At 65.4% G+C, this 25,410-nt stretch carries 26 protein-coding genes; 4 read left to right on the forward strand and 22 right to left on the reverse strand.

Annotated elements, in window-relative coordinates:
* Positions 1 to 67 precede the first annotated feature (67 nt).
* Positions 68 to 1,423, forward strand: a complete 1,356-nt coding sequence (locus F600_RS27615) for a YhgE/Pip domain-containing protein (protein ID WP_245541508.1) — start codon at positions 68 to 70, stop codon at positions 1,421 to 1,423.
* A 22-nt stretch (positions 1,424 to 1,445) separates the two neighbouring features.
* On the opposite strand, the gene F600_RS30275 is transcribed toward F600_RS27615, so the two are convergent.
* The 8 genes from F600_RS30275 to purS form a co-directional block, all read right to left on the reverse strand.
* The gene (locus F600_RS30275; protein WP_018160378.1) at positions 1,446 to 2,870 is read right to left on the reverse strand and encodes an LLM class flavin-dependent oxidoreductase; all 1,425 of its coding nucleotides are present in this window, start codon (positions 2,868 to 2,870) and stop codon (positions 1,446 to 1,448) included.
* A gap of 2 nt (positions 2,871 to 2,872) precedes the next feature.
* Positions 2,873 to 4,210, reverse strand: coding sequence for a DUF2252 domain-containing protein (locus tag F600_RS0109515; RefSeq protein ID WP_018160379.1), 1,338 nt, complete (start codon positions 4,208 to 4,210; stop codon positions 2,873 to 2,875).
* Positions 4,211 to 4,226: 16 nt separating this feature from the next.
* Positions 4,227 to 4,592 carry a sterol carrier family protein gene (locus F600_RS0109520; protein ID WP_018160380.1) on the reverse strand — a complete coding sequence of 122 codons (366 nt, stop codon included), beginning with the start codon at positions 4,590 to 4,592 and terminating at the stop codon, positions 4,227 to 4,229.
* Positions 4,576 to 6,864 carry a phosphoribosylformylglycinamidine synthase subunit PurL gene (purL, locus tag F600_RS27625; RefSeq protein WP_040630945.1) on the reverse strand — a complete coding sequence of 763 codons (2,289 nt, stop codon included), beginning with the start codon at positions 6,862 to 6,864 and terminating at the stop codon, positions 4,576 to 4,578. The genes F600_RS0109520 and purL overlap by 17 nt, the downstream gene beginning before the upstream one ends.
* Before the next feature lie 64 nt (positions 6,865 to 6,928).
* Positions 6,929 to 7,489, reverse strand: coding sequence for a Uma2 family endonuclease (locus tag F600_RS0109530; RefSeq protein ID WP_026306348.1), 561 nt, complete (start codon positions 7,487 to 7,489; stop codon positions 6,929 to 6,931).
* A gap of 50 nt (positions 7,490 to 7,539) precedes the next feature.
* Positions 7,540 to 8,757 (reverse strand): M18 family aminopeptidase, encoded by a 1,218-nt coding sequence (locus tag F600_RS0109535; protein ID WP_018160383.1) that lies wholly within the window; start codon positions 8,755 to 8,757, stop codon positions 7,540 to 7,542.
* Between the two features lie 4 nt (positions 8,758 to 8,761).
* Positions 8,762 to 9,439 carry a phosphoribosylformylglycinamidine synthase subunit PurQ gene (purQ, locus tag F600_RS0109540; RefSeq protein ID WP_018160384.1) on the reverse strand — a complete coding sequence of 226 codons (678 nt, stop codon included), beginning with the start codon at positions 9,437 to 9,439 and terminating at the stop codon, positions 8,762 to 8,764.
* A complete protein-coding gene (gene purS / locus F600_RS0109545; protein WP_026306349.1) occupies positions 9,436 to 9,669 on the reverse strand; it encodes a phosphoribosylformylglycinamidine synthase subunit PurS in 234 nt (77 codons plus the stop codon). Before purS ends, purQ begins: the two co-directional genes overlap by 4 nt.
* Before the next feature lie 114 nt (positions 9,670 to 9,783).
* Between purS and F600_RS0109550 the strand changes: the two genes are divergently transcribed.
* Both F600_RS0109550 and F600_RS27630 read left to right on the forward strand, forming a co-directional pair.
* Positions 9,784 to 10,428: an MBL fold metallo-hydrolase gene (locus tag F600_RS0109550; RefSeq protein WP_018160386.1), complete on the forward strand. Its 645-nt coding sequence runs from the start codon at positions 9,784 to 9,786 to the stop codon at positions 10,426 to 10,428.
* A 61-nt stretch (positions 10,429 to 10,489) separates the two neighbouring features.
* On the forward strand, positions 10,490 to 11,104 hold the full coding sequence (locus tag F600_RS27630) for an antibiotic biosynthesis monooxygenase (RefSeq protein ID WP_081628786.1): 615 nt from the start codon (positions 10,490 to 10,492) through the stop codon (positions 11,102 to 11,104).
* Here the strand turns inward: F600_RS27630 and F600_RS0109560 are convergent.
* The 9 genes from F600_RS0109560 to F600_RS0109600 form a co-directional block, all read right to left on the reverse strand.
* A complete protein-coding gene (locus tag F600_RS0109560) occupies positions 11,055 to 11,987 on the reverse strand; it encodes a DUF2189 domain-containing protein (protein ID WP_018160388.1) in 933 nt (310 codons plus the stop codon). The two genes, F600_RS27630 and F600_RS0109560, sit on opposite strands and share 50 nt — an antisense overlap.
* A gap of 64 nt (positions 11,988 to 12,051) precedes the next feature.
* On the reverse strand, positions 12,052 to 12,753 hold the full coding sequence (locus F600_RS0109565) for a DUF2334 domain-containing protein (RefSeq protein WP_018160389.1): 702 nt from the start codon (positions 12,751 to 12,753) through the stop codon (positions 12,052 to 12,054).
* Positions 12,754 to 12,839: 86 nt separating this feature from the next.
* The gene (locus tag F600_RS0109570; RefSeq protein ID WP_018160390.1) at positions 12,840 to 14,933 is read right to left on the reverse strand and encodes a S9 family peptidase; all 2,094 of its coding nucleotides are present in this window, start codon (positions 14,931 to 14,933) and stop codon (positions 12,840 to 12,842) included.
* Positions 14,933 to 15,814 (reverse strand): phosphoribosylaminoimidazolesuccinocarboxamide synthase, encoded by an 882-nt coding sequence (locus tag F600_RS0109575; protein WP_018160391.1) that lies wholly within the window; start codon positions 15,812 to 15,814, stop codon positions 14,933 to 14,935. Before F600_RS0109575 ends, F600_RS0109570 begins: the two co-directional genes overlap by 1 nt.
* A gap of 155 nt (positions 15,815 to 15,969) precedes the next feature.
* On the reverse strand, positions 15,970 to 16,470 hold the full coding sequence (locus F600_RS0109580; RefSeq protein ID WP_018160392.1) for a hypothetical protein: 501 nt from the start codon (positions 16,468 to 16,470) through the stop codon (positions 15,970 to 15,972).
* A gap of 22 nt (positions 16,471 to 16,492) precedes the next feature.
* Entirely contained in the window at positions 16,493 to 16,924 is a 432-nt protein-coding gene (locus F600_RS0109585; RefSeq protein ID WP_018160393.1) for an HIT family protein, read from the reverse strand.
* Positions 16,921 to 18,339 (reverse strand): adenylosuccinate lyase, encoded by a 1,419-nt coding sequence (gene purB, locus F600_RS0109590; protein WP_018160394.1) that lies wholly within the window; start codon positions 18,337 to 18,339, stop codon positions 16,921 to 16,923. Before purB ends, F600_RS0109585 begins: the two co-directional genes overlap by 4 nt.
* A gap of 11 nt (positions 18,340 to 18,350) precedes the next feature.
* Positions 18,351 to 18,950: a TetR/AcrR family transcriptional regulator gene (locus F600_RS0109595; RefSeq protein WP_018160395.1), complete on the reverse strand. Its 600-nt coding sequence runs from the start codon at positions 18,948 to 18,950 to the stop codon at positions 18,351 to 18,353.
* Between the two features lie 69 nt (positions 18,951 to 19,019).
* Complete coding sequence (locus F600_RS0109600; RefSeq protein WP_026306350.1) at positions 19,020 to 20,165, reverse strand: pyridoxal phosphate-dependent aminotransferase; 1,146 nt, start codon at positions 20,163 to 20,165, stop codon at positions 19,020 to 19,022.
* Positions 20,166 to 20,263: 98 nt separating this feature from the next.
* On the opposite strand from F600_RS0109600, the gene F600_RS30280 reads away from it, so the two are divergent.
* A complete protein-coding gene (locus F600_RS30280) occupies positions 20,264 to 21,043 on the forward strand; it encodes a M23 family metallopeptidase (protein WP_018160397.1) in 780 nt (259 codons plus the stop codon).
* Here the strand turns inward: F600_RS30280 and F600_RS27640 are convergent.
* The 5 genes from F600_RS27640 to F600_RS0109630 form a co-directional block, all read right to left on the reverse strand.
* A complete protein-coding gene (locus F600_RS27640) occupies positions 21,040 to 21,951 on the reverse strand; it encodes an alpha/beta hydrolase (protein WP_018160398.1) in 912 nt (303 codons plus the stop codon). The genes F600_RS30280 and F600_RS27640 overlap by 4 nt on opposite strands.
* A gap of 81 nt (positions 21,952 to 22,032) precedes the next feature.
* The gene (locus F600_RS0109615) at positions 22,033 to 22,506 is read right to left on the reverse strand and encodes a hydrogenase maturation protease (RefSeq protein ID WP_245541509.1); all 474 of its coding nucleotides are present in this window, start codon (positions 22,504 to 22,506) and stop codon (positions 22,033 to 22,035) included.
* Positions 22,503 to 23,801 carry a Ni/Fe hydrogenase subunit alpha gene (locus tag F600_RS0109620; protein WP_018160400.1) on the reverse strand — a complete coding sequence of 433 codons (1,299 nt, stop codon included), beginning with the start codon at positions 23,799 to 23,801 and terminating at the stop codon, positions 22,503 to 22,505. The genes F600_RS0109615 and F600_RS0109620 overlap by 4 nt, the downstream gene beginning before the upstream one ends.
* Positions 23,798 to 24,559: an NADH-quinone oxidoreductase subunit B family protein gene (locus F600_RS0109625; protein ID WP_018160401.1), complete on the reverse strand. Its 762-nt coding sequence runs from the start codon at positions 24,557 to 24,559 to the stop codon at positions 23,798 to 23,800. Before F600_RS0109625 ends, F600_RS0109620 begins: the two co-directional genes overlap by 4 nt.
* Positions 24,559 to 25,374 carry an FAD/NAD(P)-binding protein gene (locus F600_RS0109630; RefSeq protein ID WP_051090789.1) on the reverse strand — a complete coding sequence of 272 codons (816 nt, stop codon included), beginning with the start codon at positions 25,372 to 25,374 and terminating at the stop codon, positions 24,559 to 24,561. Before F600_RS0109630 ends, F600_RS0109625 begins: the two co-directional genes overlap by 1 nt.
* Positions 25,375 to 25,410: the final 36 nt, after the last annotated feature.

Below are 25,410 nucleotides of genomic sequence, written 5' to 3' on the forward strand. Positions count from 1 at the left end.
TCTTCATTCTAGTCGGGAACGCCGAATACTCCTTAGCCGAAAGGCGGTGGCTGCTAGCGTCCGGGCTATGACAGAGGTCTCGCCGACCCGTGCCAGCGTTCGCCGGATGGTCATTCCGCCGATCATCATCGTGAGTTTGCTGATGACCTTGTTGGCGTTCATGTACCTGGGCAGCGTGCTCGATCCGCAGAAGAATCTGCACGACTTTTCCGTCGCGATCGTGAACCAGGATGACGGTGATCCCGCGTCGGGAAACCTCGGCCAAACCATCGTCGATCAGATCGACGCGAAGATCGACCACAAGCAATTCGACGTTCGCCGAATTCAGGCGAACGAGATGCAGCGCCAGTTCCGCAACGGCGACCTGTATGGCGCCATCGTCATCCCGAGCGACTTCAGTAAGCGGATGACGGTCCTCGGACAGTCCGCGGTGGTCCCCGCGGAGAACATCGAGCGCCCGCTCATCACCATCTACACCAATCCCCGCCTCGGCGCCTTCGCCGCCGGAATCGTCAACACAATGGGCGACCGCATCCTCGCGGAGGTCAACAAGGCGGCCGGCAAGGAGTTGACCGCCAAGGTCCTCGCGGCGGCACCGGGCGCGCCGATCCCGGGCGCCAGCTTCGTGGCCCTCGCGAACCCCGTCGACACGACACGCGTGCCGTTCAACGGCCCGATGCCACCGGGGACCGGAAATGGCCTGTCCGCGTTCTACTACGCGATGCTTCTCCTGCTCGCCGGATTCACCGGTTCGATGATCATCCACGGCCTTGTGGACTCCCGATTCGGCTTCGCACCGACCGAGTTCGGACCGCTGTTCGTGCACTCCGATCGCGTCGGCATCTCTCGATTCAAGACCCTGCTCGTGAAGTGGGGCATCATCGCGCTGATGGCGCCAACCGTCTCCGGTATCTATCTTGGGGTCGCGAAACTGCTCGGCGCCCCGCTCGACAAACCGCTCCTGCTGTTCCTCTATGGCGCATTCGCGATCTTCGCCGTGGGTGTCACCGCAACGTCGATCCTGGCGACCATCGGAACGATGGGTCTGCTCGTGAACATCGCCTTCTTCGTCATCCTCGGGGTGCCGTCCGCGGGCGGCACGCTGCCGATCCAGGCGACTCCCAAGGTGTACGAGTGGCTTTCGCAGTTCGAACCGATGCGGCAGGTCTACCTCGGCTGCCGGTCGATCCTCTACTTCAACGGCCACGCTGACGCCGGACTCGGCCGGTCGTTCTGGATGACCGCGATCGGCCTGGGTATCGGCCTCGTACTCGGCACCGTCGTCACCACCTTCTACGACCGCAAGGGTCTGTCCCGGGAACCCGGAGGCATCGACCTCGAGCAGATCAAGGAAGCCCACGTCGAAAAGGCCAAGGCCAAGGCACAGGACAAGGCCAAGGCGGGCTCCAGACACCGCGCGTAACCAGCGGTGCATGGCCTGATCGTCAGGCGGTGAGGCCAGCCAAGTCTGCAACCGCCTCCGCACCGCCGAGATCCGGCGTCGCCACGAACACGTCGGAAACCCCGAGTTCGGCCAGTTCGGCAAACCGGTGTCGATGTTCGTCCACGGTCCCGGCGTTCGAGCGTTTGGCGAATGCCGCCGCAGGTATCCGCCCACGGTGCTTCTCGACGCGCGCCCACACGTCGTCGCGGTCGCGCCCCACAACCGTGGTGTCGAGGACCGTCACCTTCGGATCCCCGTAGCGCCGCAGGACCGCGAGTCGCTCCAGAACGCGATCCGGGTCCGACGTCGTCAGATTGCACGCGTCGCCATGTCGAGCCGCAATCTGGAGCGTTCGGTTTCCGTTGCCACCGACGATGATCGGGATCGCTCCCCCAGGCCTCGGGTAACACGTCGTTTCGGGCAGTTCCACGCCGTCACCGGAGAACGCCTTGGTCCCGGGCGCGAACAGCGCCTTCATCGTGACGATCCCTCGTTCAAGTTCGTCCAGACGCTCACGCGGGCCGGGAAACGACAATCCGAATACCGCGTGTTCGCGCGCCCACCAGCCGGCGCCGACTCCGAGGAACGAACGACCACCCGTGAGCGCCGACAACGTGGCCGCGGCCTTCGCCGTGATTCCTGGTGGCCGGAACGTCACGGGGGTGCACAACGTGCCCAACTGCAGCCCGGTGTTCAGCGCGGCAAGCGCACCCAGCGCGACCCACGGCTCCGGGATCGGGTCCCACGCTCGGCCCACCTGCGGAATCTGAATCAGGTGGTCCATCACGGCCAGACCGGCGAAACCTGCCTCATCGGCAGCGACCGCAACATCGCGCAGCCACGCTATCGGCTCCGCGCCCCAGGGAAACCTGGAGACCTGCAGGAAGACCCGCAGCCCATGCGATCCCCGTCTGTCGGGATCCGGGCCCGCAGCTTCGATCCTGGGAACCGGTGCCGCCGACTCCTGGTCGAGCCTCACGACGAGGCCCCAACCCTCGGCCTCGATGTCCGACCGGATTCCGCGGTGACGTTTGATCTGATCGGCGAGAACCCGCGCCGGCACCGGCCGATCACGCGCCGCGTTGCGCCGACGGCACTCTTCGGCGGGAGTGTCGAACAGGACCGCGACGGTCGCGAGGCCTGCGCGGGACGCAACGTCGAGCCACCGGCGGCGACGTCCCGCGTCCAGCCCGAGGGTGTCGACGACCGTCGTCAGCCCTCGCCCGAGACGCGCGTCGACAATCGATTCGAGCAATGCGAACGCGTCGATGCTCGCGTCCAGATCGTTCGGGCCACTCCCGACAACGCCACGCAGACCATCGGACGACACGATCTCCTGCGCGCGGTACCTACCGGCCGCCCACGTCGACTTTCCGGCACCCGAAGGCCCGATCAGCACAATCAGGGCAGGCTCGGGAAGTCGCATCGCTATAGCCCCGGGATTTCACCGTTTCGGAAAAGGTCGACGAAGATCTGATGGTCCTGCCGAGCCCGGGCACCGTAGTCGTGCGCGAAGGTGACCAGCATCTTCGCGAAGCCGTCTTCATCGGTTGCGATTGCCTGGTCGATTGCAGCCTCAGTCGAGAACGGGACGAGGCTCTGACCGCTTGACGACACGTCCGCCGCAGAATGCATGGTCGCGGTGGCTCGGCCCAGGCATTCGATGACGGCCGTCAGGTCGTCGGGTTCGTTCACGTCCGTCCAGTCGAGGTCGTTCGCGTAGGGCGACACTTCCGCGATCAACTGGCCCTGGCCGCGAAGGACGGCATATCCGAGCCACGGATCGGCGTGCGCCTGCAACGCTCGCTGCGAGATCACCGTTCGCTGGCCCTCGTGCTCGAAGTAGTTGCGTATTGCGGGGTCGGTGATGTGTTTGCTGACCGCTGGCGTCTGGCCCTGCTTCATATAGATGATGACGTCGTTTTCCAGCGCGTCCGTAAATCCCTCGAGCAGGAGGTTGTACGACGGCAAGCCGGCACTTCCGATGCCGACCCCGCGACGGCCGACCACGTCCTTGACTCGCAGTGCTCCCGGTCGGGCTCTCGTGGTGGAGGGCAGCGTGGTCAGGTAGTCCTCGAAGCTGGCGAGTACTTCGGCTTTCGTGGACTCATCGAGCTGGATCACGCCGCCACCGATGCGGAAGTGGCGATCGTATGACTCGACGACCGTTTGGCTGTCGAGCAACGCCACTCGCGTCAAGAGGCGGGATTGGTGCAGCGTGTCCAGAATCGGCCCGGATGCGGTGTCGAGGGTGAATTCGGCCCCGCCGCCCGCCCTCGCGATATCGCCGATCTGGCTGCGGTAGGCCGCCGCGAATGCGGTGACAAGATCGCTGATCGTCTTGTCTGACAACGCTTTCGCGTATCCGACTAGGGCAATGCTGGCCGCGAGACGCTGGACGTCCCAGGTGAACGCACCCACGTACGCCTCGTCGAAGTCATTGACGTTGAAGACCAGCCGGCCTTCGGAGTTGAGGTACGTGCCGAAGTTCTCGGCGTGCAGATCACCGTGAATCCACACTCGGCTCGTCTGATCATTTAGGTAGCCATTGCCATAGGAGTCGTAGGGCGCGGAGGTGACGTCCGAGTAGAACAACCCCGCCGTTCCGCGATAGAAGGCGAACGGTGAGGCCGCCATCTTCCGGAACTTGACGCGGAATGCAGCGGCGTCGTTTGCGAGCAGCTCACCGAAGGCATCGTTGAAGACGTCCAGAATCGTTTCTGCCCGTTCGGGTTCACGATCGGCGGCGACGATTGGGGCAGACATAGCGAAATCATGCCAGTCAGAGCAGACGAACCAGCGGTAGGTAGCCGAGTATTTCGGGTGCGCGGTGGCCGGACAGCTGCGGCTCTTCGGAGACGGGCACTCCGATCACCAGCTCGAGCCATGCGCGAGGCGACGACTCGAAGATGTTCGGCGGGGTTCCGCGGGTATGGCGCGGTCCCTCGATGCACTGCACGGCGACGTATGGCGGAATGCGAAGTTCGACGCTATGGCCAGGGGCGATCTGCGACAGATACCGCGCGGAAGCACGGACCGCCGCCGCGACCTCGGCACGCGGCGGCTCGACGCCGCCGCGTAACCACTCCCCGACGGCGCTGACCGCTTGGCGCAGCTGCTCGGGGGTGACCTTAACCTTCGGCGACACCGAACAAGGTCGGAAGGGTCGACTCCCACGTCGAACGCAGTTCGTCGAGCGTGATCGTGAACTGGCCCTGCACCTCGACCGAATCCGACCCCTGATCGACGACGCCGATTCGGGTGAACGGCATCTGACGCGCCTCGCACATGGCGACGAAACGCGACTCCTCGGTGCGCGGAACGGCGACGAGCACACGGCCGGCCGACTCCGAGAACAGCTGCACGAATGGGTCGCTGCCCTCGGGAAGCAGGATGCGGCAGCCGACTTCGCCGGCGATCGCGGCCTCGACGATGGTCTGGATGAGACCGCCCTCGGAAACGTCGTGTGCCGCGCTCAGAAGTCCGTCACGCGAAGCCGCGACGAGAATCTCGGCGAGCAACTTCTCGTGCGCAAGGTCTACCTGCGGCGGCAGTCCACCGAGGTGGTCGTGCTCGACCTGAGTCCAGATCGATCCGCCGAACTCGTCGCGGGTCACGCCGAGGAGGTAAAGGGTCTCGCCCTCTTCACGACCGACGCCGGTCGGCGTTCGGCGGCTGACGTCGTCGATGACACCCAGCACACCGACGACGGGCGTCGGGTGGATCGCGGTGCTGCCGGTCTGGTTGTAGAAACTGACGTTTCCACCGGTGACCGGGATGCCCAGTTCCGCGCAGCCGTCCGCAAGACCGCGAACGGCCTGCTGGAACTGCCACATGACGTTCGGGTCCTCCGGCGAACCGAAGTTCAGGCAGTTGGTGACGGCCTTGGGCACAGCACCGGTGGTGGCCACACTGCGGTAGGCCTCAGCCAGCGCGAGCTTCGCGCCGGTGTACGGGTCGAGCTTGGTGTAGCGGCCCGAGCAGTCGGTGGCGAGCGAGATACCGCGGCCGGTCTCCTCGTCGATGCGGATCATGCCGGCGTCGGCGTGCTCGGACAGGATCGTGTTTCCGCGGACGTAGCGGTCGTACTGCTCGGTGATCCAGCGGCGGCTGCACAGTGCCGGACTGCCCAGCATCATGAGCAGCGTCGACTTCAGCTCTTCCGCAGTCTGTGGGCGCTTGAGGTTGTCCGGAGTATCGGCGTTGAGGGCGTCCTGCCACTCCGGGCGCTCGATCGGGCGGTTGTACACCGGGCCCTCGTGCGCGACCGTGCGCGGCGGCACGTCGACGACGGTCTCGCCGTTCCACGTGATGAGGAGACGATCACCTTCGGTGACCTCACCAATGACCTTCGCCAGAACGTCCCACTTGCGGCACACCGCCATGAACGCGTCGACGTTCTCCGGCTTCACCACACCGCACATGCGCTCCTGCGATTCGCTGGAGAGCACCTCGGCCGGAGTCATGCCGGTGGCGCGCAGCGGCACTTGGTCGAGCGCGATGTGCATGCCGCCGTCCCCGGCAGCCGCGAGTTCGGAGGTGGCGCAGGACAGTCCGGCACCGCCGAGGTCCTGGATGCCCTCGACGAGGCCCGCGTGGTAGAGCTCGAGGCAGCACTCGATGAGCACCTTCTCGGTGAACGGGTCGCCGACCTGCACGGACGGAAGCTTCTTACGGCCCGCGCCCTGCTCGTCACCCGAGAACGTGTCCGACGCGAGCACCGAAACACCACCGATGCCGTCGAGGCCGGTGCGCGCACCGAACAGGATGATCTTGTTGCCGGCACCGCGGGCGTTCGCCAGGTGCAGATCCTCGACCCGCATCACTCCGGCGCACAGCGCGTTGACCAGCGGGTTGCCCTGGTAGCACGAGTCGAAGATCGTCTCGCCACCGATGTTCGGCAGGCCCAGACAGTTGCCGTATCCGCCGACACCGCGGACGACACCATCGACGACGCGCTGGGTGTCCGGGTGGTCCGCAGCACCGAAGCGCAGCTGGTCCATGACCGCGATCGGGCGAGCGCCCATCGCCATGATGTCGCGGACGATGCCGCCGACACCGGTCGCAGCGCCCTGGTAGGGCTCGACGTACGACGGGTGGTTGTGGCTCTCGACCTTGAAGGTGACGGCCCAGCCGTCGCCGATGTCGACGACGCCGGCGTTCTCGCCGATGCCGGCGAGCATGTGTTCCTTCATCGCGTCGGTCGTCGTTTCACCGAAGTACCGCAGGTGCACCTTCGACGACTTGTACGAGCAGTGCTCGCTCCACATGACCGAGTACATCGCCAGCTCGGCATCCGTCGGCCGGCGGCCGAGGATCTCCTTGATGCGGGCGTACTCGTCGTCCTTCAGACCGAGCTCGCGGAACGGCTGAGGCTGATCAGGCGTGGAGACTGCGTGATCGACGGTGTCAACAGACACTGAGGGTCCTTTCGGTGCCACAAAAAGGGCCGGCGGCCAAGCCGAGTCTAGTTGGCGACAAAACTCATCGGGACGTCAGTCCGTCGAGATCGATGTCGAGCGTCCAGTCTCCGAGCGGCACAGACGCGCGGTGAGTGAACTCTCCCTGAGATTCGTAATGATCGCCCACCAGGTGATACGCGATCAGCGACGTCGGCTCGGAGAGATCGACCATCCAGTACGCCGGAACACCGGCTTCGGAATACTCGGCGAATTTCATGACTCGGTCGGTCCGGACTGTGCCTTCGGAGTGGACTTCAACGGCAAGAGCGACGTCAACCGCCGCATACCGCGCGGGATTGGTATCCGCCAGCTCGGTTGATACGACGATGACGTCGGGAATCCGCAGCGTCAGCGGTGCCTCGTCAACGACCATCTCGACTTCGCCAAGCGCGCACCGCGACTCCGGAAGTTGGTCGTTGAGACGTGCGACGATCTTTGCGATCGCGCGCTGATGAAACGTGTACGGCCTTGGCGACATCCTCAATACCCCCTCAACCACATCCAGCACGTACCGGTCGTCTTCCGGCAGTGCCGTCCAGTCGGCAAGTGTCATCGGATGGTCCGGCCATGACGGGAGGGTCATGTTGGTCTCCTTTCTGACGCTGCCGACGATGGCATGGGGTACCGACAAGTTCAGCTGCGTGGGTTGAGGAATGCGCACAATGCGTTGCTGTACATGGCGACGTCCGCGGCGCCCATGAGCTCTCGCGCCGAATGCATCGCCAACTGCGCGGCTCCGACATCGACGGTGGACAAGCCGGTGCGCGCGGCGGTCAGCGGCCCGATCGTCGAACCGCAGGGCAGGTCTGCGCGGTGGACATACCGCTGCAGTGGGACCTTGGCCTGCTCGCACGCGAGCACAAACGCAGCGGCACCGGCCGAGTCGGTCGCGTAGCGAAGGTTCTGGTTGACCTTGAGAACCGGGCCGCCGTTCACCTGAATCCGGTGCGCCGGCTCGTGCCGTTCGGGGTAGTTCGGATGCGTCGCGTGGGCCATGTCGCCGGACGCACAGACCGAACCTGCCATCGCCCGGAGGAAGTCCTCCCGCGCTCCCCCGTGAGCGAGCACGATCCGCTCGAGGACGGTCAGCAACAGATCGGACTGTGCACCGCGATCGGACGTGCTCCCGACCTCCTCGTGGTCGAAAAGAGCAAGGACCTGCGTCGTCGCACCGGGTTCTGCCGCGAGCAGCGCTTCGAGGCCGGCGTAGCACGTGCCCTGGTTGTCGAGGCGAGGTGCGCTGACGTACGGCCCCATCACGCGGCTCGGCGTGGTGTCGTGAGTCATCAGCTCGAAGCCGAGGATCTGACCACCGGCCAACTCGGCGAGATGGTCGGTGAAGTTGCCGCGGCCGGTCCAGATCGCGTTCACGTGCCGCTGCGGGTCGAGTTGCACACCCTTGCGGTCGTCGGAGAGATGAATCGCCAACTGCGGTACGCGCAGGACCGGTTCGTCGACGCGGACGAGAACCTCACGGTCACGGAGTGCGACCCGACCGGAGAAACCGAGGTCCCGATCGAGCCACGAGTTCAACCACGCGCCGCCATACGGTTCGAGGAGCACCATGTTCCACGCGTCGGAGCGCGCGTTCGGATGCTGCTTGAACCGCAGATTCGGACTGTCGGTGTGCCCGCCCACGATCCGGAAAGCCTTGGGCGCACTTTCGATCCGCCACGCGACGATCGAACCGCCGCGAATGACGTAGTAGCCGCCGAACTCGCTCGGCCACGCGTCGGTTTCCTGCAGCCGCGCGAAACCGACAGCACTCAGGCGCGCTGCGACGGTCTCGCAGACATGGAAGGGCGATGGCGAGGCATCAACGAATGCACACAAGCCCTCCGCCGACGCCATGGGTTCAGGCCTTCAGCAACGAGTCCAGCACGGACAGGAACATGCCGAGTCCGTCGTCGCTCGGCCCCGTGAGCGCTTCGGTGGCGTGCTCCGGGTGCGGCATGAGTCCGACCACGCGACCGTTCTCGGACGCGATACCGGCGATGCCGCGCTTGGAGCCATTCGGGTTGTCACCCGAGTAGCGGAAGACGACGCGGCCTTCACCCTCGAGGCGGTCGAGTTCGTCTTCGCTGGCCTGGTACCGGCCCTCACCCGACTTCAGCGGGACGAGGATCTCGGCACCGGGCTCGTAGCGGGACGTCCAGGCGGTGTTGTTCGACTCCACCTTCAGCCACTGGTCGCGGCAGATGAAGTGCAGTCCGGCGTTGCGGGTGAGCGCACCCGGCAGCAGGCCAGACTCGGCGAGGATCTGGAAACCATTGCAGATGCCGAGGACGGGCATGCCCTGGCCAGCCGCGCGAACGACCTCGTTCATGACCGGCGCAAAGCGTGCGATCGCACCGCAGCGCAGGTAGTCGCCGTAGGAGAAGCCACCGGGGACGATGATTGCGTCGACACCCTTGAGATCGGCGTCCGAGTGCCACAGCGGCTCGACCGCTGCGCCGGCCAGACGCGCAGCGCGCGCGGCATCGATGTCGTCAAGCGTGCCGGGAAAGGTGATCACACCAATGCGTGCACTCACAGTCGGGTGACCTTCCATTCCTCGATGACCGTGTTGGACAGCAGGCTTTCGGCGATCGCGGCGAGCTCGTCGTCGGAGACGGTGTCGTCGACCTCGAGCTCGAACCGCTTGCCCTGACGGACGTCGCTGACGCCGTTGAATCCGAGGCGAGGCAGCGCACGGACGATGGCCTGACCTTGGGGATCGAGAATCTCCACCTTCGGCATCACATCGACGACTACGCGCGCCATTTCCACTCCCGATTTCGCTGTGTCCATGGGCAAAAACTGCCCTAACCCGTGCAAAGTCTAACGGGCGGCTCAGACACGCCGTGCGGCTGATCTCGATAGGCGAGACTGACTGTTATGCGCCTGACGCACTTCCGCCACTCGTGCTTGCTGCTGGAACTCAACGAAACCCGGGTGTTGTTCGATCCCGGCAACTTCTCGCACGGCTTCGAAGGACTCACCGACCTCGACGCCATCATCATCACGCACCAGCATCCAGACCACTGTGACCAGGCACGATTGCCCGATCTCGTGGCCGGGAACCCGGATGCGAAGCTGCTCGCCGACCCGCAGTCGGCCGCGATTCTCGGCGGTGACTGGCAGGCTGTGCACTCCGGAAATGCACTCGAACTCGGCACTCTGAAAGTGACGGCCGGCGGTGGTCGGCACGCGGTGATCCACCCGGACATCCCGGTGATCGACAACACCGTCTACCTCGTTGGCGACGACACCAACCCGGCTCGGTTCTGCCACCCCGGCGACTCGCTGTTCGTCCCGAGTTTCCCGGTCGATGTGCTCGCGATCCCGGCGGCTGCGCCGTGGATGCGGATCAGCGAGACCGTCGACTACCTCCGTGCGGTCGCACCTCGGGTGGCCGTCCCGATTCACCAGGAGATCGTGTCGGCGAGCGGCCGGGGCATCTACTATGGCCGGCTCAGCGAGATGGCGCCCAAGGACACCGAGTTCCGCGTGTGGCCGGAAGAGAACGAGGTCGAGGTCTAGCTCACAACCTGGTTTTCGTCCCGGCAATCCAGGCGTAATCGCAGCTCAGGAGCATGGAATCATGACTCCACAAGAGACTGCCACACTCGCGCCACCCATGCGCGTGCCCGTGACCGTATCCATCACCCGCCGGGTCGACAGCACTCGGCTGCCGGAGGTGACGCGCTGGGTTCAATCCGGCGTCAACCTCGCCAACCGGCGCGAAGGGTTCCTCGGCTCTGGCTGGGTGCGATCGCACTCCGCGTCCGACGAGTGGCACATGCTCTATCGCTTCGCCGACGAACGCTCGCTCGCCGGATGGGAGCGGTCGGCGGAGAGACACGAGTGGCTTCGCGCCGGCGAGGAGTTCGTGGAGATCGCGCGAATCGAGAAGCGAACTGGGATAGAAGGCTGGTTCGACACCCCGCGACCCGGTGGGGCCACTCCCCCTCCACGCTGGAAGCAGGCCATCGGGATCTGGCTGGGGTTCTTCCCGATCTCGTTGCTCTTCAACCTCGTCGCGCATCACGTACCCGGTTGGTCGGCGCTGTCCATTCCGCTCGCGGTGCTGGTCACGACGCTCATCCTGACGCCGATCATGACGTACTTTGTGCTCCCCTACGTGACCAGCAAGCTTCAGCCGTGGCTCAGTGCTCCGTCGGCGGCTTCGAGATCGGCGGGTACGGCGGCTCGGTGAAGCCACCCGCGGGCGGGGTCGCGTTGCCCATCGGCGGGTAGGCGGGGAACGGCGGCTCGGTGAAGCCGCCACCCTGCGGGACGCCGGGCGGGAAGTAGCCACCGACCGGAGGTTCCTGCGCGTCGATCGGGGCAACCGGGCCGAGCGCGAGGTTGCGGAAGACGTACGCGGCGGTGAGGTAGGTCAGCGGCAACAGAACCAAGCTCGCGACCAGGAAGGTGATCTGCTCGACGATCTGGAACCCCAGGAAGATGAGGATCATCAGGATGACGGGCTTCACGTTCCGGCGGGCCAGGCCGAAGCTCGACCGGATGGCCGCGATCGGTCCCTGACGCTGGTCCAGCGAGAACCACACGGCGAAGTAGGTCAGGGTCGTCAGCACCACGAACAGCGCGAGGGCGACGATGACGATGACTGCACCCGCCGCCATGCCCGAGCCCACCGAGTTGGTCGCAACACCCGTGAGGAGACCCATCTGCACTGCGGTGATCATGAGAAGGCTGATCGGCGCCGCGACGAGGATGCCGACGCACACCGACGTGCCGAGGGTCTGCGCCCAGTTCTTCACGCCGAAGAAGTCTCCGAACGTGGGCTTGCGGTCATCGACCTCGGCAAGCGCACCGTGCACGATCGCGATGGTGAGGGTCAGCGACACCACGATGCCCAGGAGGATGCGCAGGATCTGCGTGTACGAATAGGCCTGCGGGGTCATCAGCGCCTGCACACCGGCGCCACCGAACCACTGCGCCACGATGTACACCGCGGTGATCATCAGCCACGGGCCGAGGTTGTCCTTGTATCGGGTCCACGAATAGCGCAGGGCATCACCGAAGTCGATGTGCGGCGCGCGCCCACTCGGCGACCACATGGGTTCGTTGCTCATGAAACGATGATGGCACGGCGGGCGGGTACCGAGGGCTCGCAGGTGGCCCGCCCCATGTGCACAGTCAGGCGGCGTTGCGATGGCGGATCGGCGCGTGGCCATACGTGACCGGGAGCGACTGGTAGTAGAGCGCCAGGTCAACCGCGTCGAGCAAGGCGGCACGAGGTCCCGAGCTGCCCAACTGCTTGGCCGTGACCGATAGACGGACGACACCATCGCGTCGAGCGATTCGGCTCGCACCCATGACCAGTGCTCGGCACCACCACGGTTCGGTGCGGAATCCGGCGCCGATGCCCATGACACGAGCCTTGACGACGCTCTTGTGCTCGAGGTGGTGAATACCCGACATGCCCGCGTAGACCTCGAACCCGAGGTCGGGCAACGCCAGCTGAGTACCTTCGGAGGCCAGCCACCGTGGTCCCGCGAACACCTTGGACTTCAGTCCGGCGTGTTCGAGCAGGCGATCGGCGCCCATGAGCCGCAGCTTCGCTTCGTGCTGCGGAAGGTTGACGAATTCGGCCCGCCGTTTTGCGGTGGCGGCCTGGTCGAAACCATGCAAGACGATCGCATCGCCTTGCGCGCTCCGCTCTTGCAACCAGCGTTGTGTCTTCGCGTCCTGAGTCAGCTTGTAGCCGTCGGACTGACGCGGAGCAACGAGGAGCGAGAGCGGAACACCGCGCTTGTCCATCTGCGCCGCGAACGTTTCGGCGTCCTTCCGGGTCTCGGATCGGATGCCGGAAACTGAGACGATCAGTTCTCCTGCCATGGCCTCATGGTGAGCGACCGAGGTGTATTTCCGGTGCCGATTACGTGAATGCCGGACCTACAAATCGAACTGTGATCGACGTCCCGTCAGTCCGCCGACTGTGCCCCCGCGGTGCGGATGATCCACGCGAATTCGAACGCGACGTCCTTCCACTGGTCATAGCGGCCACTGACGCCGCCGTGCCCGGCCGACATCTCGGTTTTGAGCAGAATCGGTTTGTCGCCGGTCGATAAGGCACGCAGGCGAGCGATCCACTTGGCCGGCTCGACGTACAACACGCGAGTGTCGTTGAGGCTGGTCAACACCAGAATTGCCGGATAGTCCTTCGCCTCGACGTTCTCGTATGGGCTGTAGGACTTCATGTAGGCGTAGACCTCGGGATCGGCGAGCGGGTTGCCCCACTCGTCCCACTCGATGACGGTCAACGGCAGCGATGGGTCGAGGATCGTCGTCAGCGGATCGACGAAGGGAACATCGGCGACGATTCCCGCAAACAGATCCGGTGCAAGATTCGCGACCGCACCCATCAGAAGCCCGCCCGCACTTCCGCCCGAGGCGACAAGGCGACTCGCAACGCCGCTGTCGATCAGGTGCCGACCGCACGCGACGAAGTCCGTGAAGGTGTTCTTCTTCGCGAGCATCTTGCCGTTGTCGTACCAGTGGCGTCCGATCTCGCCGCCGCCGCGGATATGCGCCACGACGAACACCATCCCGCGGTCGAGCATCGACAGCCGCGGCACCGAGAAGTAGGGATCGATGCTCGATTCATACGAGCCGTAGCCGTACAGGAGCGTCGGCGCTGGGTGCGGCGTGCCCTTGCGCGCGACAATCGAAATAGGTACCCGCGTACCATCTTCCGCTGTCGCCCAGTCGCGGCGCTCCACATAGTCGTCCGATGAAAAGCCGCCGAGCACCGACTGCTCCTTGAGCAGGACCAGATCTCCGGTGATGACGTCGTAGTCGTAGACCCGGGCCGGCGTGATGAACGATGTGACGCTGACCCGCAGACGTGGCTGCGTCCACTCCGGGTTGAGCGAGACGCCGGCGGTGAAGAGTTCAAGTCCGAAATCGATTTCGCTCAGCTCGCCGATACCGTTTTCGGTGAGCCGCATGATTCCGACTCGGGGCAGGGCCTCGCGGCGATACGACAGCGCGAGGTGGCCGCGGAAGGCGCTCACGCCCTCGATCCGGGTATCGAGGCGGTGCTCGATGACCGTGCGCCGGTTCGTCGGGTCGTCGACGGGTGCCACGACGACTTCGAAGTTCTCCGCGTTCTCGTTGTGGGTGATGACCAGCGAATCGACACCACCGATGACCGCATGCACAGCGCTGTATTCGATGCCCTCGCGGCGCGGCAGAATGACGCGGAAATCGCCCGTCGGGTCGTCGGACTCGAGAATCCAGCCCTCACTCGTGACCTTCGTGTGCGCGAAGATCATGAGGTATTTCTCGCTGCGGGTCGCCGTGATGCTGACCCAGAAGCGCTCATCCGGCTCGTGGAAGACCCGGACGTCCTGGTCCTTCGGGGTGCCGAGGCGGTGGCGCCACACGCTGTCCGGACGCCACGACTCGTCGACCGTCTCGTAGAAGACGTGCAGATCGTCTGCAGCCCACGTTGCACCGGGTGCGATGTCCTCAATGTGGTCGGCAAGGATCTCGCCGCTGTTCAAATCCTTGAATCGCAGCGTGTATCGCTCGTCGCCCTTGATGTCCGTCGAGAACGCCAGCATCCGGCCGTCCGCGCTGACCGAGAACGCACCCAACGAGAAGTACGGCTGACCCTCGGCGAGGACGTTGCTGTCGAGAACGACCTCCTCCCCCGCAGTCGCCTCTTCGGCATCGAGCTTCGGCGGCGTCCAGTCGTCGTCGGACGCGATCGAGCAGCGGCAATGACGCGCATACTGCTGGCCCTCGATCGTCCGCGAGTAGTACCAGTACTGACCGATCCGCACCGGGACGGTCAGGTCCGTCTCCTTCGTGCGGAGCTTGATCTCGTTGAAGATGTCCTCGCGGAGTTGCGCTTGGTCGGCCAGCATCGCCTCGGTGTAGGCATTCTCAGCTTCGAGGTACGCGATGACCTCGGGGCTTTCCTTGTCCCGGAGCCACTCGTACTCATCAACGAAGGTGTCGCCGTGGTGGCTGCGTTCGACCGGGACCCTCTTCGCGACCGGAGGCTGCATCAGATCCAGTCCGCGAACTTCAGGCCCGAGATCTGCTCATAGGCCTCGATGTAGCGGGCGCGGGTGCGGTCGATGACGTCCTGCGGCAGCGGTGGTGGCGGCGCATCGGACTTTCGGTCCCAGCCCGACTCCGGTCCGGTGAGCCAGTTCCGCACGATCTGCTTGTCGAAGCTCGGCTGCGTCCTGCCCTCGGCGTATTCGTCCTTCGGCCAGTAGCGCGACGAGTCCGGTGTCAGCACCTCGTCGGCGAGGACGGGCTCGCCGTTCGATCCGCGCCCGAACTCGAACTTGGTGTCCGCGAGGATGATTCCCTTCGCCTCCGCGATCTCCGAAGCGCGCGAGTAGATCGAGAGAGTCGCGTCCTTGAGTGCCTGCGCCGACTCCACACCGACGAGCTTCACGGTCGAGTCGAAGTCGATGTTCTCGTCGTGTTCACCGATGTCGGCCTTGGTCGCCGGGGTGTAGATCGGCTCCGGCAGGCGACTCGATTCGACGAGCCCCTTCGGCAGCGCAATTCCGCACACGGCGCCGGTGTCCTGGTAGTCGAGCAAGCCCGAGCCGGTCAGGTAGCCGCGTGCGACGCACTCGACCGGGAACATGTCCAGGCGCTTGACGACCATCGAACGACCGACGGCCTCGGCGGGGATCCGCGGATCGTCCGCCGGGCCGGCCAGGTGGTTCGGCACGTCGAGCGCATCGAAAAAGAAGAAGCTCATCGCGGTGAGAATCCGGCCCTTGTCCGGGATCGGCGTACTCAGCACGTGGTCGAACGCCGAAATCCGGTCCGATGCGACGACGAGCAGGGTCTCATCGTCGATGGCGTACAACTCGCGGACCTTGCCGCGGGCGACGAACGTGTAGTCCGAAAGAGAAGGGCGCACGCCTAGAACCTTAGAGCCTGTGGCCGGAACCCCGTTTACGCGCCAGCGGGAAAATCCGCACCCCTGCCTGCCAGGTGCACCCCTGTCAGTCGTGAGTTTGGGGTGCGTCTGGACGGTAGGGGTGCGGATTTCTCATCGACCGACCGATGCGGCGGTCAGTAGACCTTGTTCTCCGTGGCGGACATCGTGAAGCCAGCACCGTCCTTCGTGCAGGTGATGGCGTTGCCCTTCGACTGGCAGACGGCGCCGTCGACATCGAGAACCTGGCCCTCCTGCAGGACGCGGCCACCACCGACGTCCATACCCTCGACCGCGGGACCGACCCACAGCCCCTGGGCGAGGCAGTACTGCTTGGCCTTCTTGTCGAGGATCTGAACGCCGACCGATCGGGTGCCACCGAGCGGAGCACAGTCCTTGAGCGACTCCGGGATCGGCGCGAGGTAGGTCTGGCAGCCGACGCCGACCGGGAATCCCCGGGTGAAGATGCCGCACTTGATGCTGCGGTCCGGCGTCTGGAAGTAGTACAGGCCCTTGGACACCTGGAATTCGAACTTCGAGACATTGCTTGCTGGGAGTTTCGGCGCGTCGCCGCCACCCGAACAACCCGTCACTGCAAATCCAACCAGGACTGCCAGCAGCCCGATCGACTTCCTCATCACATAGCCTCCTGACTGGAGCCTAACGGTCGCCTTCGGCCAACACGCGACGGACCGACGAAGCGAGATAGTCGAGGTCGGCGCGGTGCGCATTCACGGGGCGACCACGCAGTCCGAATCCGTCCCCGCTGGTTCGCGGGATGACGTGCAGATGTACGTGAAAAACTTCCTGACCAGCAGCGATTCCATCGGCTAGGAAGAAGTTCACCCCGTCGCAAGCCACTTCACTCTGGCGCAAGGCCAGCGCAATCCGCTGCCCGACTTGGAACAGCTTGCCGCCGATTTCGGGGTCGAGTTCGGCGAGGCTGGCGGCCGCGACCTTCGGGATGACGAGCAGGTGCCCGGGCGTCCACGGCCGGATGTCCATGAACGCAAGCACGTCGTCGTCCTCGTAGACCTTCGACGCCGGCGCCCGGCCCGCGACGATGTCGGAGAAGATCGTGTACGGATTCACAAGATCGGCGCGGGGCTGTACTTCGCGGCGTCCGGGAACTGAGCGACGAGGTCATTGACCCGCTGAACAACCGCCGTGACCTGGGCTCCGGCGGCACCGGAGAACGCGGCCCGGTCCGCAAGCGCGGCTTCGAGAGCCTCCCTCCCAAGACCGAGACGCTCATCCGCGGCGAGACGATCGATCAGGTCCGGTTCCTTGCCCTGCTCGCGCATCGCCAGCGCCACCGCGACCGCGTGCTCCTTGATGACCTCATGCGCGGTCTCGCGTCCGACGCCCGCCCGCACTGCCGCCATCAGGACCTTGGTGGTCGCCAGGAACGGCAGGTAGCGGTTGAGCTCCTTCTCGATGACCGCCGGATACGCACCGAATTCGGCCAGGACGGTCAGGAACGTCTCGATGAGTCCGTCGATCGCGAAGAACGCATCCGGCAGCGCCACCCGGCGGACGACCGAGCAGAACACGTCGCCCTCGTTCCACTGCGCGCCCGCGAGTTCGGCCGCCATCGAGGCGTAGCCGCGTAGCACGACCTGGAGACCGTTGACCCGCTCGCAGGAACGAGTGTTCATCTTGTGCGGCATCGCGGACGAACCGACCTGGCCCGGCTGGAAGCCTTCGGTGACGAGCTCGTGGCCGGCCATGAGGCGGATCGTGTGCGCGAACGACGACGGTCCCGCGGCGACCTGCACGAGCGAAGACAGCACTTCGTGGTCGAGCGAGCGCGGGTACACCTGGCCGACGCTCGTGAACACGTTCTGGAATCCGAGGTGACCGGCGATCTTCTCCTCGAGCGACTCGAGCTTCGAGGCGTCCCCGAGCAGGTCGAGCATGTCCTGCGAGGTACCCATCGGACCCTTGATTCCGCGGAGGGGGTAGCGCGCGATCAGTTCCTGCACTCGGGTGAGTGCGATGAGCAGTTCCTCGGCCGCCGAGGCGAACCGCTTGCCGAGGGTGGTGGCCTGAGCTGCAACGTTGTGCGATCGACCGGCCATGACGAGCGATTCGTACTGCGCGGCCCGCTCGGCGAGGCGTGCAGCGACGGCGACACCGCGCTCGTGAACATGCACGAGCGACTGCCGGATCTGGAGCTGTTCGACGTTCTCGGTGAGGTCGCGGCTGGTCATGCCCTTGTGGACATGCTCGTGCCCGGCGAGCTCGCAGAACTCCTCGATGCGGGCCTTCACGTCATGACGGGTGATGCGCTCGCGAGCCGCGATCGAGGCGAGGTCGACCTTGTCTACGACGCGCTCGTAGTCTTCGATGACGCCATCCGGCACCGGAATTCCCAGCTCCGACTGCGCCTTGAGTACCGCGATCCACAGCTGGCGCTCGAGCACGATCTTGTGTTCGGGAGACCAGATGCGCGTGAGGTCCGCGCTGGCGTAGCGGGTGGCGAGAACGTTGGGGATAGCAGTCACGAACGCCCAGTTTACCTGGCGATTTGGGGAGCAATGACGTCCACGACCGCGGTCACTGCGATGCGCGCGGACGCCTTGGGACTACCCAAACCGTCGCAGATGGAGTTCAACGCTGCACCGTCGGCGATCTGGATCAACGCGCGCGCCTGATCCGACGATGCGGTTCGGCCGCATCGGCGCAGGACTTCGACGATCAGGTCGACCGTCTGGCTCCGCAGCTTCACGTGGACCGATCGCAGTTCCGGAATTCGCGCCGAACCGAGCATTCGCTCGAATCCTGCGGTGACGGCCTCGGGTCGCGAATCGTCGGGAAACAGCACGTCGACGATCAGTTCCGCGGAAGCCTCGGTCCCGCGCCGGCGATGCGAGATCTCCATGACCTGCCGCCGGTTCGCATCCAATTCGGTGAATCCGGTGTGCTCGGCGGCGGCGGCCAGGAGGTCGGCGAGGGTCTGAAAGTAGTACGTCGTCGAGGCGAGAGGCAGCGACGCGCGCTGCGCAACCGACCGGTGACGCACTGCGTCGAAGCCCCCTTCGAGCAGTAAATCCGCGGCGGCAACCACCAGGGCCTGCCGCCGTCGTTCGCCCTTTGGTGTGGCTGCCGCGCGCACGAGGTCAATCGTTGCAGCACCGGCAAAATTGCGTGGCCGAAAAATGGGACTGCCGCCCCGAGAAATTGCTCAGAAGCTGCGCAGACGCTCGATCGCTTCCGCGATATCGGCCGTGGCGCCAGCGAAAGACATTCGGACAGTTTGGTTTCCACGCGCAGTGTCGAAATCGATACCTGGCACGATGGCAACACCCGTCGCGTCCAACAGATCCGCGCACCATTTCGCCGAATTGTTCGTTCGGTGGGCAATATCGGCATAAATGTAAAACGCACCATCGGCGGGAGCCAGATCGCGGAAGCCGAGTTCCGGGAGACCGCGGAGCAGCAGGTCCCGATTGACTGCATACCGACGAACGTGACCGTCGAGTTCGGCGATCGACTCCGGTGTGAATGCGGCGATCGCCGCGTACTGCGACACCGTCGGCGGGCACACGGTGAGGTTCGCGGCGAGACGCTGCAGCGCGGGCCGCAGTCCGGCCGGGACGAGCATCCAGCCCAGACGCCACCCCGTCATCGAGAAATACTTGGAAACGGACCCGATCACGACGGACTCGCGGCTCGTCTCCCATGCCGACGACGTCGCTCCCCCGTACGTAATGCCGTGATAGATCTCGTCGGAGATGAGAAGTGTGCCGTGATCGTCGCACCAGCGAGCGATCGCAGCGAGTTCGTGCGGGTCGATCATCGTGCCCGTCGGATTCGCGGGACTGGCGATGATCAACCCCGCTGGAGGCTTGGGGAGCGCCTCCAACATGGCGACCGTCGGCTGGTACCGCGTCGCCGGTCCACAGTCCAGCTCGACCACCCGACAGCCAAGTGCGGCAAGGGTATTCCGGTATCCGGGGTAGCCCGGACGGGCCACCACAACGGTGTCTCCGACGTCGAAGGCGGCCAGGAAGATGAGGCTGAACGCACCCGAGGAACCGGTCGTGATGACGACGTCCTCCGCCGTGACATCGGCGCCGGATTCGGCGCGGTGGTAGGCCGCGATCACCTCTCGAAGCGGTGGAATTCCGAGCGCCTCGGTATACCCGAGAACGTCGGCATCGATGGCTTCGTGGACGGCCCGCAAGACCGGCGCGGGCGCTGGAGTCGAGGGTTGACCTGCGACAAGAGACAGAACGTCGCCCTTGACCAGGGCGCGGTCGGCCGCCGCCTTCAGAACTTCCATGACGTAGAACGGTTCGATCGCCGCTCTACGAGACTCTCCACGCACAGTGTCACGGTACTCATTCGGCACAGTTCGATTGCAGATCGGTGAGGGCCCTGCGACTTGTTGCTGTTTCACATGTGACGGCTGTTAAATTTGCGCAGGTGCGCCGCAACGAAGTCTTTATCGCGATTGCAGCCGCCGGCTTCGTATTCGCCGGGGCGGATGCCTCGCATTCTTCTTCGCTGCCCGGAACCGCCGATAGCCAGGAAATCGTCGTACCGTCGTTCCAGACGAAGCCCGTGTATTCGCAGGCCGCGCACATCGAACCGCTCGACCTCGACCACGGCGTCGACATCGTGCTGACGCCGAAGCCGGACAGCTTCTCGCTCGACTCGATCTCCAAGGGTGAGCACCGCCGCGAGGAACAGGTCGTCGCGGCTGCGCGTCGTGCGACTCTCGCCCGCGCCCAACGGGAGGCCGCCGCCGCGATCGCCGGTGAATGGCAGCCGTGGCTTGGCGGCGGCGGGTCCGGCGGCGGCGGTAAGGTCAGCTCGTCCGGCTGGATTCGTCCCGCCGAAGGCGTCTTCACTTCCGGATTCGGACCTCGCTGGGGCACGTTCCACGCCGGCATCGACATCGCGAACGCGATCGGCACGCCAATCCTCGCCGCCGCCAACGGCACGGTGATCGACGCTGGTCCGGCCACTGGCTTCGGGCTATGGGTCCGCATCTTGCACGACGACGGCTCGATCTCGGTGTACGGGCACCTCTACGACTTCTTCGTCTCGAAGGGTGAGCGAGTTCCGGCCGGTATGCAGATTGCCCGGATGGGTAACCGCGGCGACTCGACCGGACCGCACCTGCACTTCGAGATCATCTACCAGGGCGTGAAAGTCGATCCGCAGAAGTGGATGGCGCTGCACGGAGTGATCATCAACTAGTGCCTCAGGTGCTTTCGGAGGAATTTCGCACCCTCGTCGAGTGCGGTTTCGCCGATCGGGTTGTCTGACCGGTCCGTCCAAAACTGAACGAATCCATGATGCTGGCCGGGATACACGACACATTGGGCCTCTACGCCGGCGTCGACCAGCGTCCCCGCATACGCCAGGCAGTCGTCCTTGAACGGGTCGTATTCCCCCACCACGATTTGGGTCGGCGGCAAGGCCGAGTGGTGCCCCAACAACGGTGCGACCAGCGGGTTGAACGGGTGAATCCGACCTTCGGCATAGGCCTCGAAGATGTAGTGCTGGACTGTCCCACCGGCGGATTGCGGCGGTCCGAACGCATCCCAGGGCACTGAATCCATTCGGCTCACTCCCGGATACAGCAACAGTTGCGCCCGGATGGCCGGACCACCGCAATCGCGTGCGAGCATCGCCGCGGCGGCGACCAGGTTTCCCCCGGCACTGTCCCCGCAGACCGCGAGACGGTCCGGATCGGCGCCCGCGAGCCGATCCGCCGCCGCCCATTCGATGACCGCGAACACGTCCTCGAGGCCGGCCGGAAAGGGATGTTCCGGGGCCAGGCGATAGTCGACGGAGAGCACCATCGCGCCGGTTCGATTCGCGAGGGCCCGGACGAGAACGTCGTGAGTCTCCAGGCTCCCGGACACGAAGCCCCCACCGTGCGCAAAGACGATGATGGGCAGTGGCATTCCGGACGAGCCGCGCGGCCAGTAGGCGCGTACCCGAATGGTCCGCTCCGGGAAGCATGCCGGCACGTCGAGGTCCTGAACCGCAGCAACCCGGTCATCGAGGTCGGGGTGCGGGACGATCGAAAGATAATTCTCGCGCAGCGCCCGAACAAAGGTGCGCACAGGTGGGGCCTGAGTCGTCTGGTCCTCGGTCACGGGTGAGAACGATGCCGCAAACCCGGGCCGCCCTGAAGGGCGCTACCTAGCAAGACGAAAGGCCTTTCGGCACTTGCCAATCTAGGAAAGCAAGATCCTTTGAGCGCGGGCTACTTCACGCATCACGGCGGTAGCGGCCGTGGGCACGGCACGGGCCACCGCGGCCGACAGCCCCGGTCCCGAAGTGAGGTCGGCGGCCTCGATCGCGATGACGATCAACCGCTCAGGCACCCGATCCAGCACCCGGCCCAACTGCCACGCAGCCTCGAGGTCCGTCGTGTGCGAACTCGCTGGAGCGCTCCGGCCCGGCAGCCCCGCCGTCGAAAGTCGGTGAATCCGGCCAGGACGCGGCGGCGTGCACAGCACCGCGTCCACGACGACGGTGAGTGCCGTCCCAGACCACAATTCCAAGAGTCGGGTCGCCTCGCCGTCGCAAAGACTGACCTGCACCCCCGGGGCATTCCGTCGTCCGACCTCGGCCGCGACCGCAAGGCCGACGCCGTCGTCGCGACGCATGTCGTTGCCCACGCCGATGACCGCAACGCGCGGCATCATCGGCGTTCCACGGTGAGGTCCAGGAAGTGGGCCGAGCACGAGATACAAGGGTCGTAGTTGCGAATGATCCGCTCGCACAGTGCGGTCAGCGAGGCATCGTCGAGGTGCAGATTCGCTTGCGCCGCGCCGCGCAGATCGTCCTCGATCGCCGACTGGTTCTGGGACGTCGGCGGCACGATCGCCGCCGTAGTGATGAGTCCCTCCGGGCTGATGTCGTACCGGTGGTACAGCAAACCTCGAGGGGCTTCGCTGACTCCGCGGCCCACGCGTGCGGTGCCGAGTTCCGGAAGCGGTACCGCAGGACGTTCCGGTAACTCGTATCCATCGAGGATTCGCAGCGCCTCGTCGACCGCATAGACGACTTCAACGGCGCGAACCAGGATGCTCTGGAAAGGGTTGCGGCACTCGGGCCCGAGGCCGGCCGCAGCGGCAGCCTGCGCCGCGAGCGGAGACAACTGCCGCGAATTCAGTGAATAGCGGGCCAGCGGGCCGGTGAGGAATCGCCGACCATCGAGGGTCGCATGCAACGCGGTGGAATGCGGAACCTGATGCTCCACGACACGGGACTCGAAGTCGTGCAGAGGAATTCGACGATCACCGGTCACCGTCGGTACGCCGTCTTCGATCGCGTAGCGATCGGCCGCGGTGAGTGCGAACAGGTCATGCTCGACCACGGCGTCGGGGAAATCGAATTTCGAAGCCCACTCGACGGTCTTCAACGCATCGTCGAGGGCGCGCCGGAGCTGTTCAGCCAATGCACTGAGCTCACGCGGGTGCGGAGTCCGGTAGAAGCCGCCGACGCGGACATTGACCGGATGGATGGCCCGGCCGCCCAACTGGTCGATGATGGCGTTTCCGGCCTTTTTCAGCGCGAGACCGCGCTCGACGGCTTCGCGATGATCCCGGGCAAGTGCGATCGCGTCCGGATACCCGAGGAAGTCCGGTGCATGCAGTAGGTAGATGTGCAGCGTGTGGCTCGAGATCCACTCGCCGCAGTAGAGCAGCCGGCGCAGCTGCACCAGCGGCTCGTCGAGCGGCATGGCATACGCCTGCTCGATCGCATTGCACGCGCTCGTCTGATAGGCGACCGGGCAGATTCCGCAGATGCGGGACGTGATGTCCGGTGGCTCGGTTCGCGCACGCCCCCGCAGGAATGCTTCGAAGAATCGCGGCGGCTCGTAGATGTTCAACTCGGCGCGCGCCACGCGATCCCCCTCGATCACCAGCCGCAGCGCACCCTCTCCCTCGACGCGCGCAAGCTCGTTGACGGTCAGCGTTCGGACGTGGTCAGTCACCGAAGATTCCTCCGGTCGAATTCGGGCGATGCGGCGTTGAAGGTGGCGAACACACGATCGATCGCGTTTTCGGCGAGCCCGCACGCGCGCAGCTGCAGAGCCAGCGCAGGGACATTGGGCGACTGCATCGGCCCGAAGCAGCCGTAGCATCCGCGACCGTAGGACGGGCAGATCGCACCGCAACCCGCGTGCGTGACCGGGCCCAGGCACGGCGTTCCGTCGGCGACCATCACGCACGTCAAGCCACGTCGCTTGCACTGGGTGCACACACTCTCCGTGGGGAGATCCGGGGACCGCCCGGCAAGGATCGCCGTAAGCAGTTCGAGGAGCTGGCGGCGATCGATCGGACAACCCCGCAGCTCGTGATCCACCCGGACGTGGGCGGCGATCGGCGTCGACGTCGCGAGGGTGTCGATGTAGTCGGGCCGCGCATACACCGCGGCCGCGAACTCGGCGACGCTGCCGAAGTTGCGCAAGGCCTGTATCCCACCGGCGGTAGCGCACGCGCCGATAGTCATAAGGACTCGAGACTCGGCGCGGATGCGCTGAATTCGTTCGAGGTCGCGCTTTGTCGTGATCGATCCTTCGACGAGCGAGATGTCGTAGGGACCGGGTTGCACGGCGCTCGAGGCCTCGAGGAAGTGGGCGATCCGCACCTGTTCCCCCAGGGCGAGGAACTCGTCCTCGCAGTCCAGAAGAGTGAGCTGGCAGCCGTCGCAGGAAGCGAATTTCCAGACGGCAAGTGTCGGGGTACTCATCACAACTCCTCGACCGCGAACAGCGGGCCGGCGACACCGTAGTCGACGACGGGTCCGTCCCGGCAGACCAACAGGGGGCCGAGCTGGCAGTGCCCACACAGGCCGATTCCGCATTGCATGTTCCGCTCGAGCGAAACCTCGATGTCGGCGGACGCGATTCCTTTCCGGAGCAGCGTCTGCGCACAGAACCGCATCATCGGCTCCGGGCCGCATAGCACCGCAGACGTCCGCTGCGGGTCGAGTCGCAGCCGTCCCAGCGGCTCGGTCACGAACCCCACGCCGCCGCGCCAGCCTGCGGTGGGACGGTCGACCGTGAGCGCCATTTCGAGGTCGGCGCGGTGCGTCCACGCCGCAAGTTCCGCGCGAAACAGGAAATCCTCCGCCGTGCGCGCGCCGGCGATGAGGATGATCCGCCCGAATCGGTTGCGCTGGGCAAGCGCCGCGAACAGCACCGGGCGGAGCGGGGCGAGGCCGACACCGCCCGCGACGATCACGAGGTCCCGGCCGGACATGGCGTCGACCCGCCACCCATGTCCGCAGGGACCGCGGACGCCGATCACGGCGCCTGGCTGCGCGGCATGGAGCTTGGCGCTGACCGCACCCACCGCGCGAATGGTGTGCGTGAGCCTTCCGTCCGAGACCGCGGTGTCGCCGCTGATCGAGACGGCGATCTCGCCGACCCCAAACGCCGAAATCATGCTGAACTGGCCGGGGGCATACGGGGGCAGACGGTCGCTGATCGGCTCGAGCAGCAAGGTTGCCGAGTCATGGTTCTCTTCGGCACGGGAGACGACCCGGAACGGAGTGGGCAGCATCGCCTCGGCGGCGATCGGCCACCGGGCGGAAACGAC

It is taken from the genome of Smaragdicoccus niigatensis DSM 44881 = NBRC 103563 (assembly GCF_000380645.1).
GTDB classification, from domain to species: Bacteria; Actinomycetota; Actinomycetes; order Mycobacteriales; family Mycobacteriaceae; genus Smaragdicoccus; species Smaragdicoccus niigatensis.

Coding starts and splice junctions, on each gene's coding strand:
- F600_RS0109570 (WP_018160390.1), bottom strand. CDS start 14,933: ATGCAGCCTCCGGTCGCGAAGAGGGTCCCGGTCGAACGCAGCCACCAC.
- F600_RS0109615 (WP_245541509.1), bottom strand. CDS start 22,506: ATGATGCCGCGCGTTGCGGTCATCGGCGTGGGCAACGACATGCGTCGC.
- F600_RS30275 (WP_018160378.1), bottom strand. CDS start 2,870: ATGCGACTTCCCGAGCCTGCCCTGATTGTGCTGATCGGGCCTTCGGGT.
- F600_RS0109535 (WP_018160383.1), bottom strand. CDS start 8,757: ATGGCGTCGGCGGAGGGCTTGTGTGCATTCGTTGATGCCTCGCCATCG.
- F600_RS0109625 (WP_018160401.1), bottom strand. CDS start 24,559: ATGAGTACCCCGACACTTGCCGTCTGGAAATTCGCTTCCTGCGACGGC.
- purS (WP_026306349.1), bottom strand. CDS start 9,669: ATGGCGCGCGTAGTCGTCGATGTGATGCCGAAGGTGGAGATTCTCGAT.
- F600_RS0109515 (WP_018160379.1), bottom strand. CDS start 4,210: ATGTCTGCCCCAATCGTCGCCGCCGATCGTGAACCCGAACGGGCAGAA.
- F600_RS0109630 (WP_051090789.1), bottom strand. CDS start 25,374: ATGCTGCCCACTCCGTTCCGGGTCGTCTCCCGTGCCGAAGAGAACCAT.
- F600_RS0109560 (WP_018160388.1), bottom strand. CDS start 11,987: ATGAGCAACGAACCCATGTGGTCGCCGAGTGGGCGCGCGCCGCACATC.
- F600_RS0109565 (WP_018160389.1), bottom strand. CDS start 12,753: ATGGCAGGAGAACTGATCGTCTCAGTTTCCGGCATCCGATCCGAGACC.
- F600_RS27615 (WP_245541508.1), top strand. CDS start 68: ATGACAGAGGTCTCGCCGACCCGTGCCAGCGTTCGCCGGATGGTCATT.
- F600_RS0109530 (WP_026306348.1), bottom strand. CDS start 7,489: ATGACCCTCCCGTCATGGCCGGACCATCCGATGACACTTGCCGACTGG.
- F600_RS0109580 (WP_018160392.1), bottom strand. CDS start 16,470: ATGAGGAAGTCGATCGGGCTGCTGGCAGTCCTGGTTGGATTTGCAGTG.
- F600_RS27630 (WP_081628786.1), top strand. CDS start 10,490: ATGACTCCACAAGAGACTGCCACACTCGCGCCACCCATGCGCGTGCCC.
- F600_RS0109550 (WP_018160386.1), top strand. CDS start 9,784: ATGCGCCTGACGCACTTCCGCCACTCGTGCTTGCTGCTGGAACTCAAC.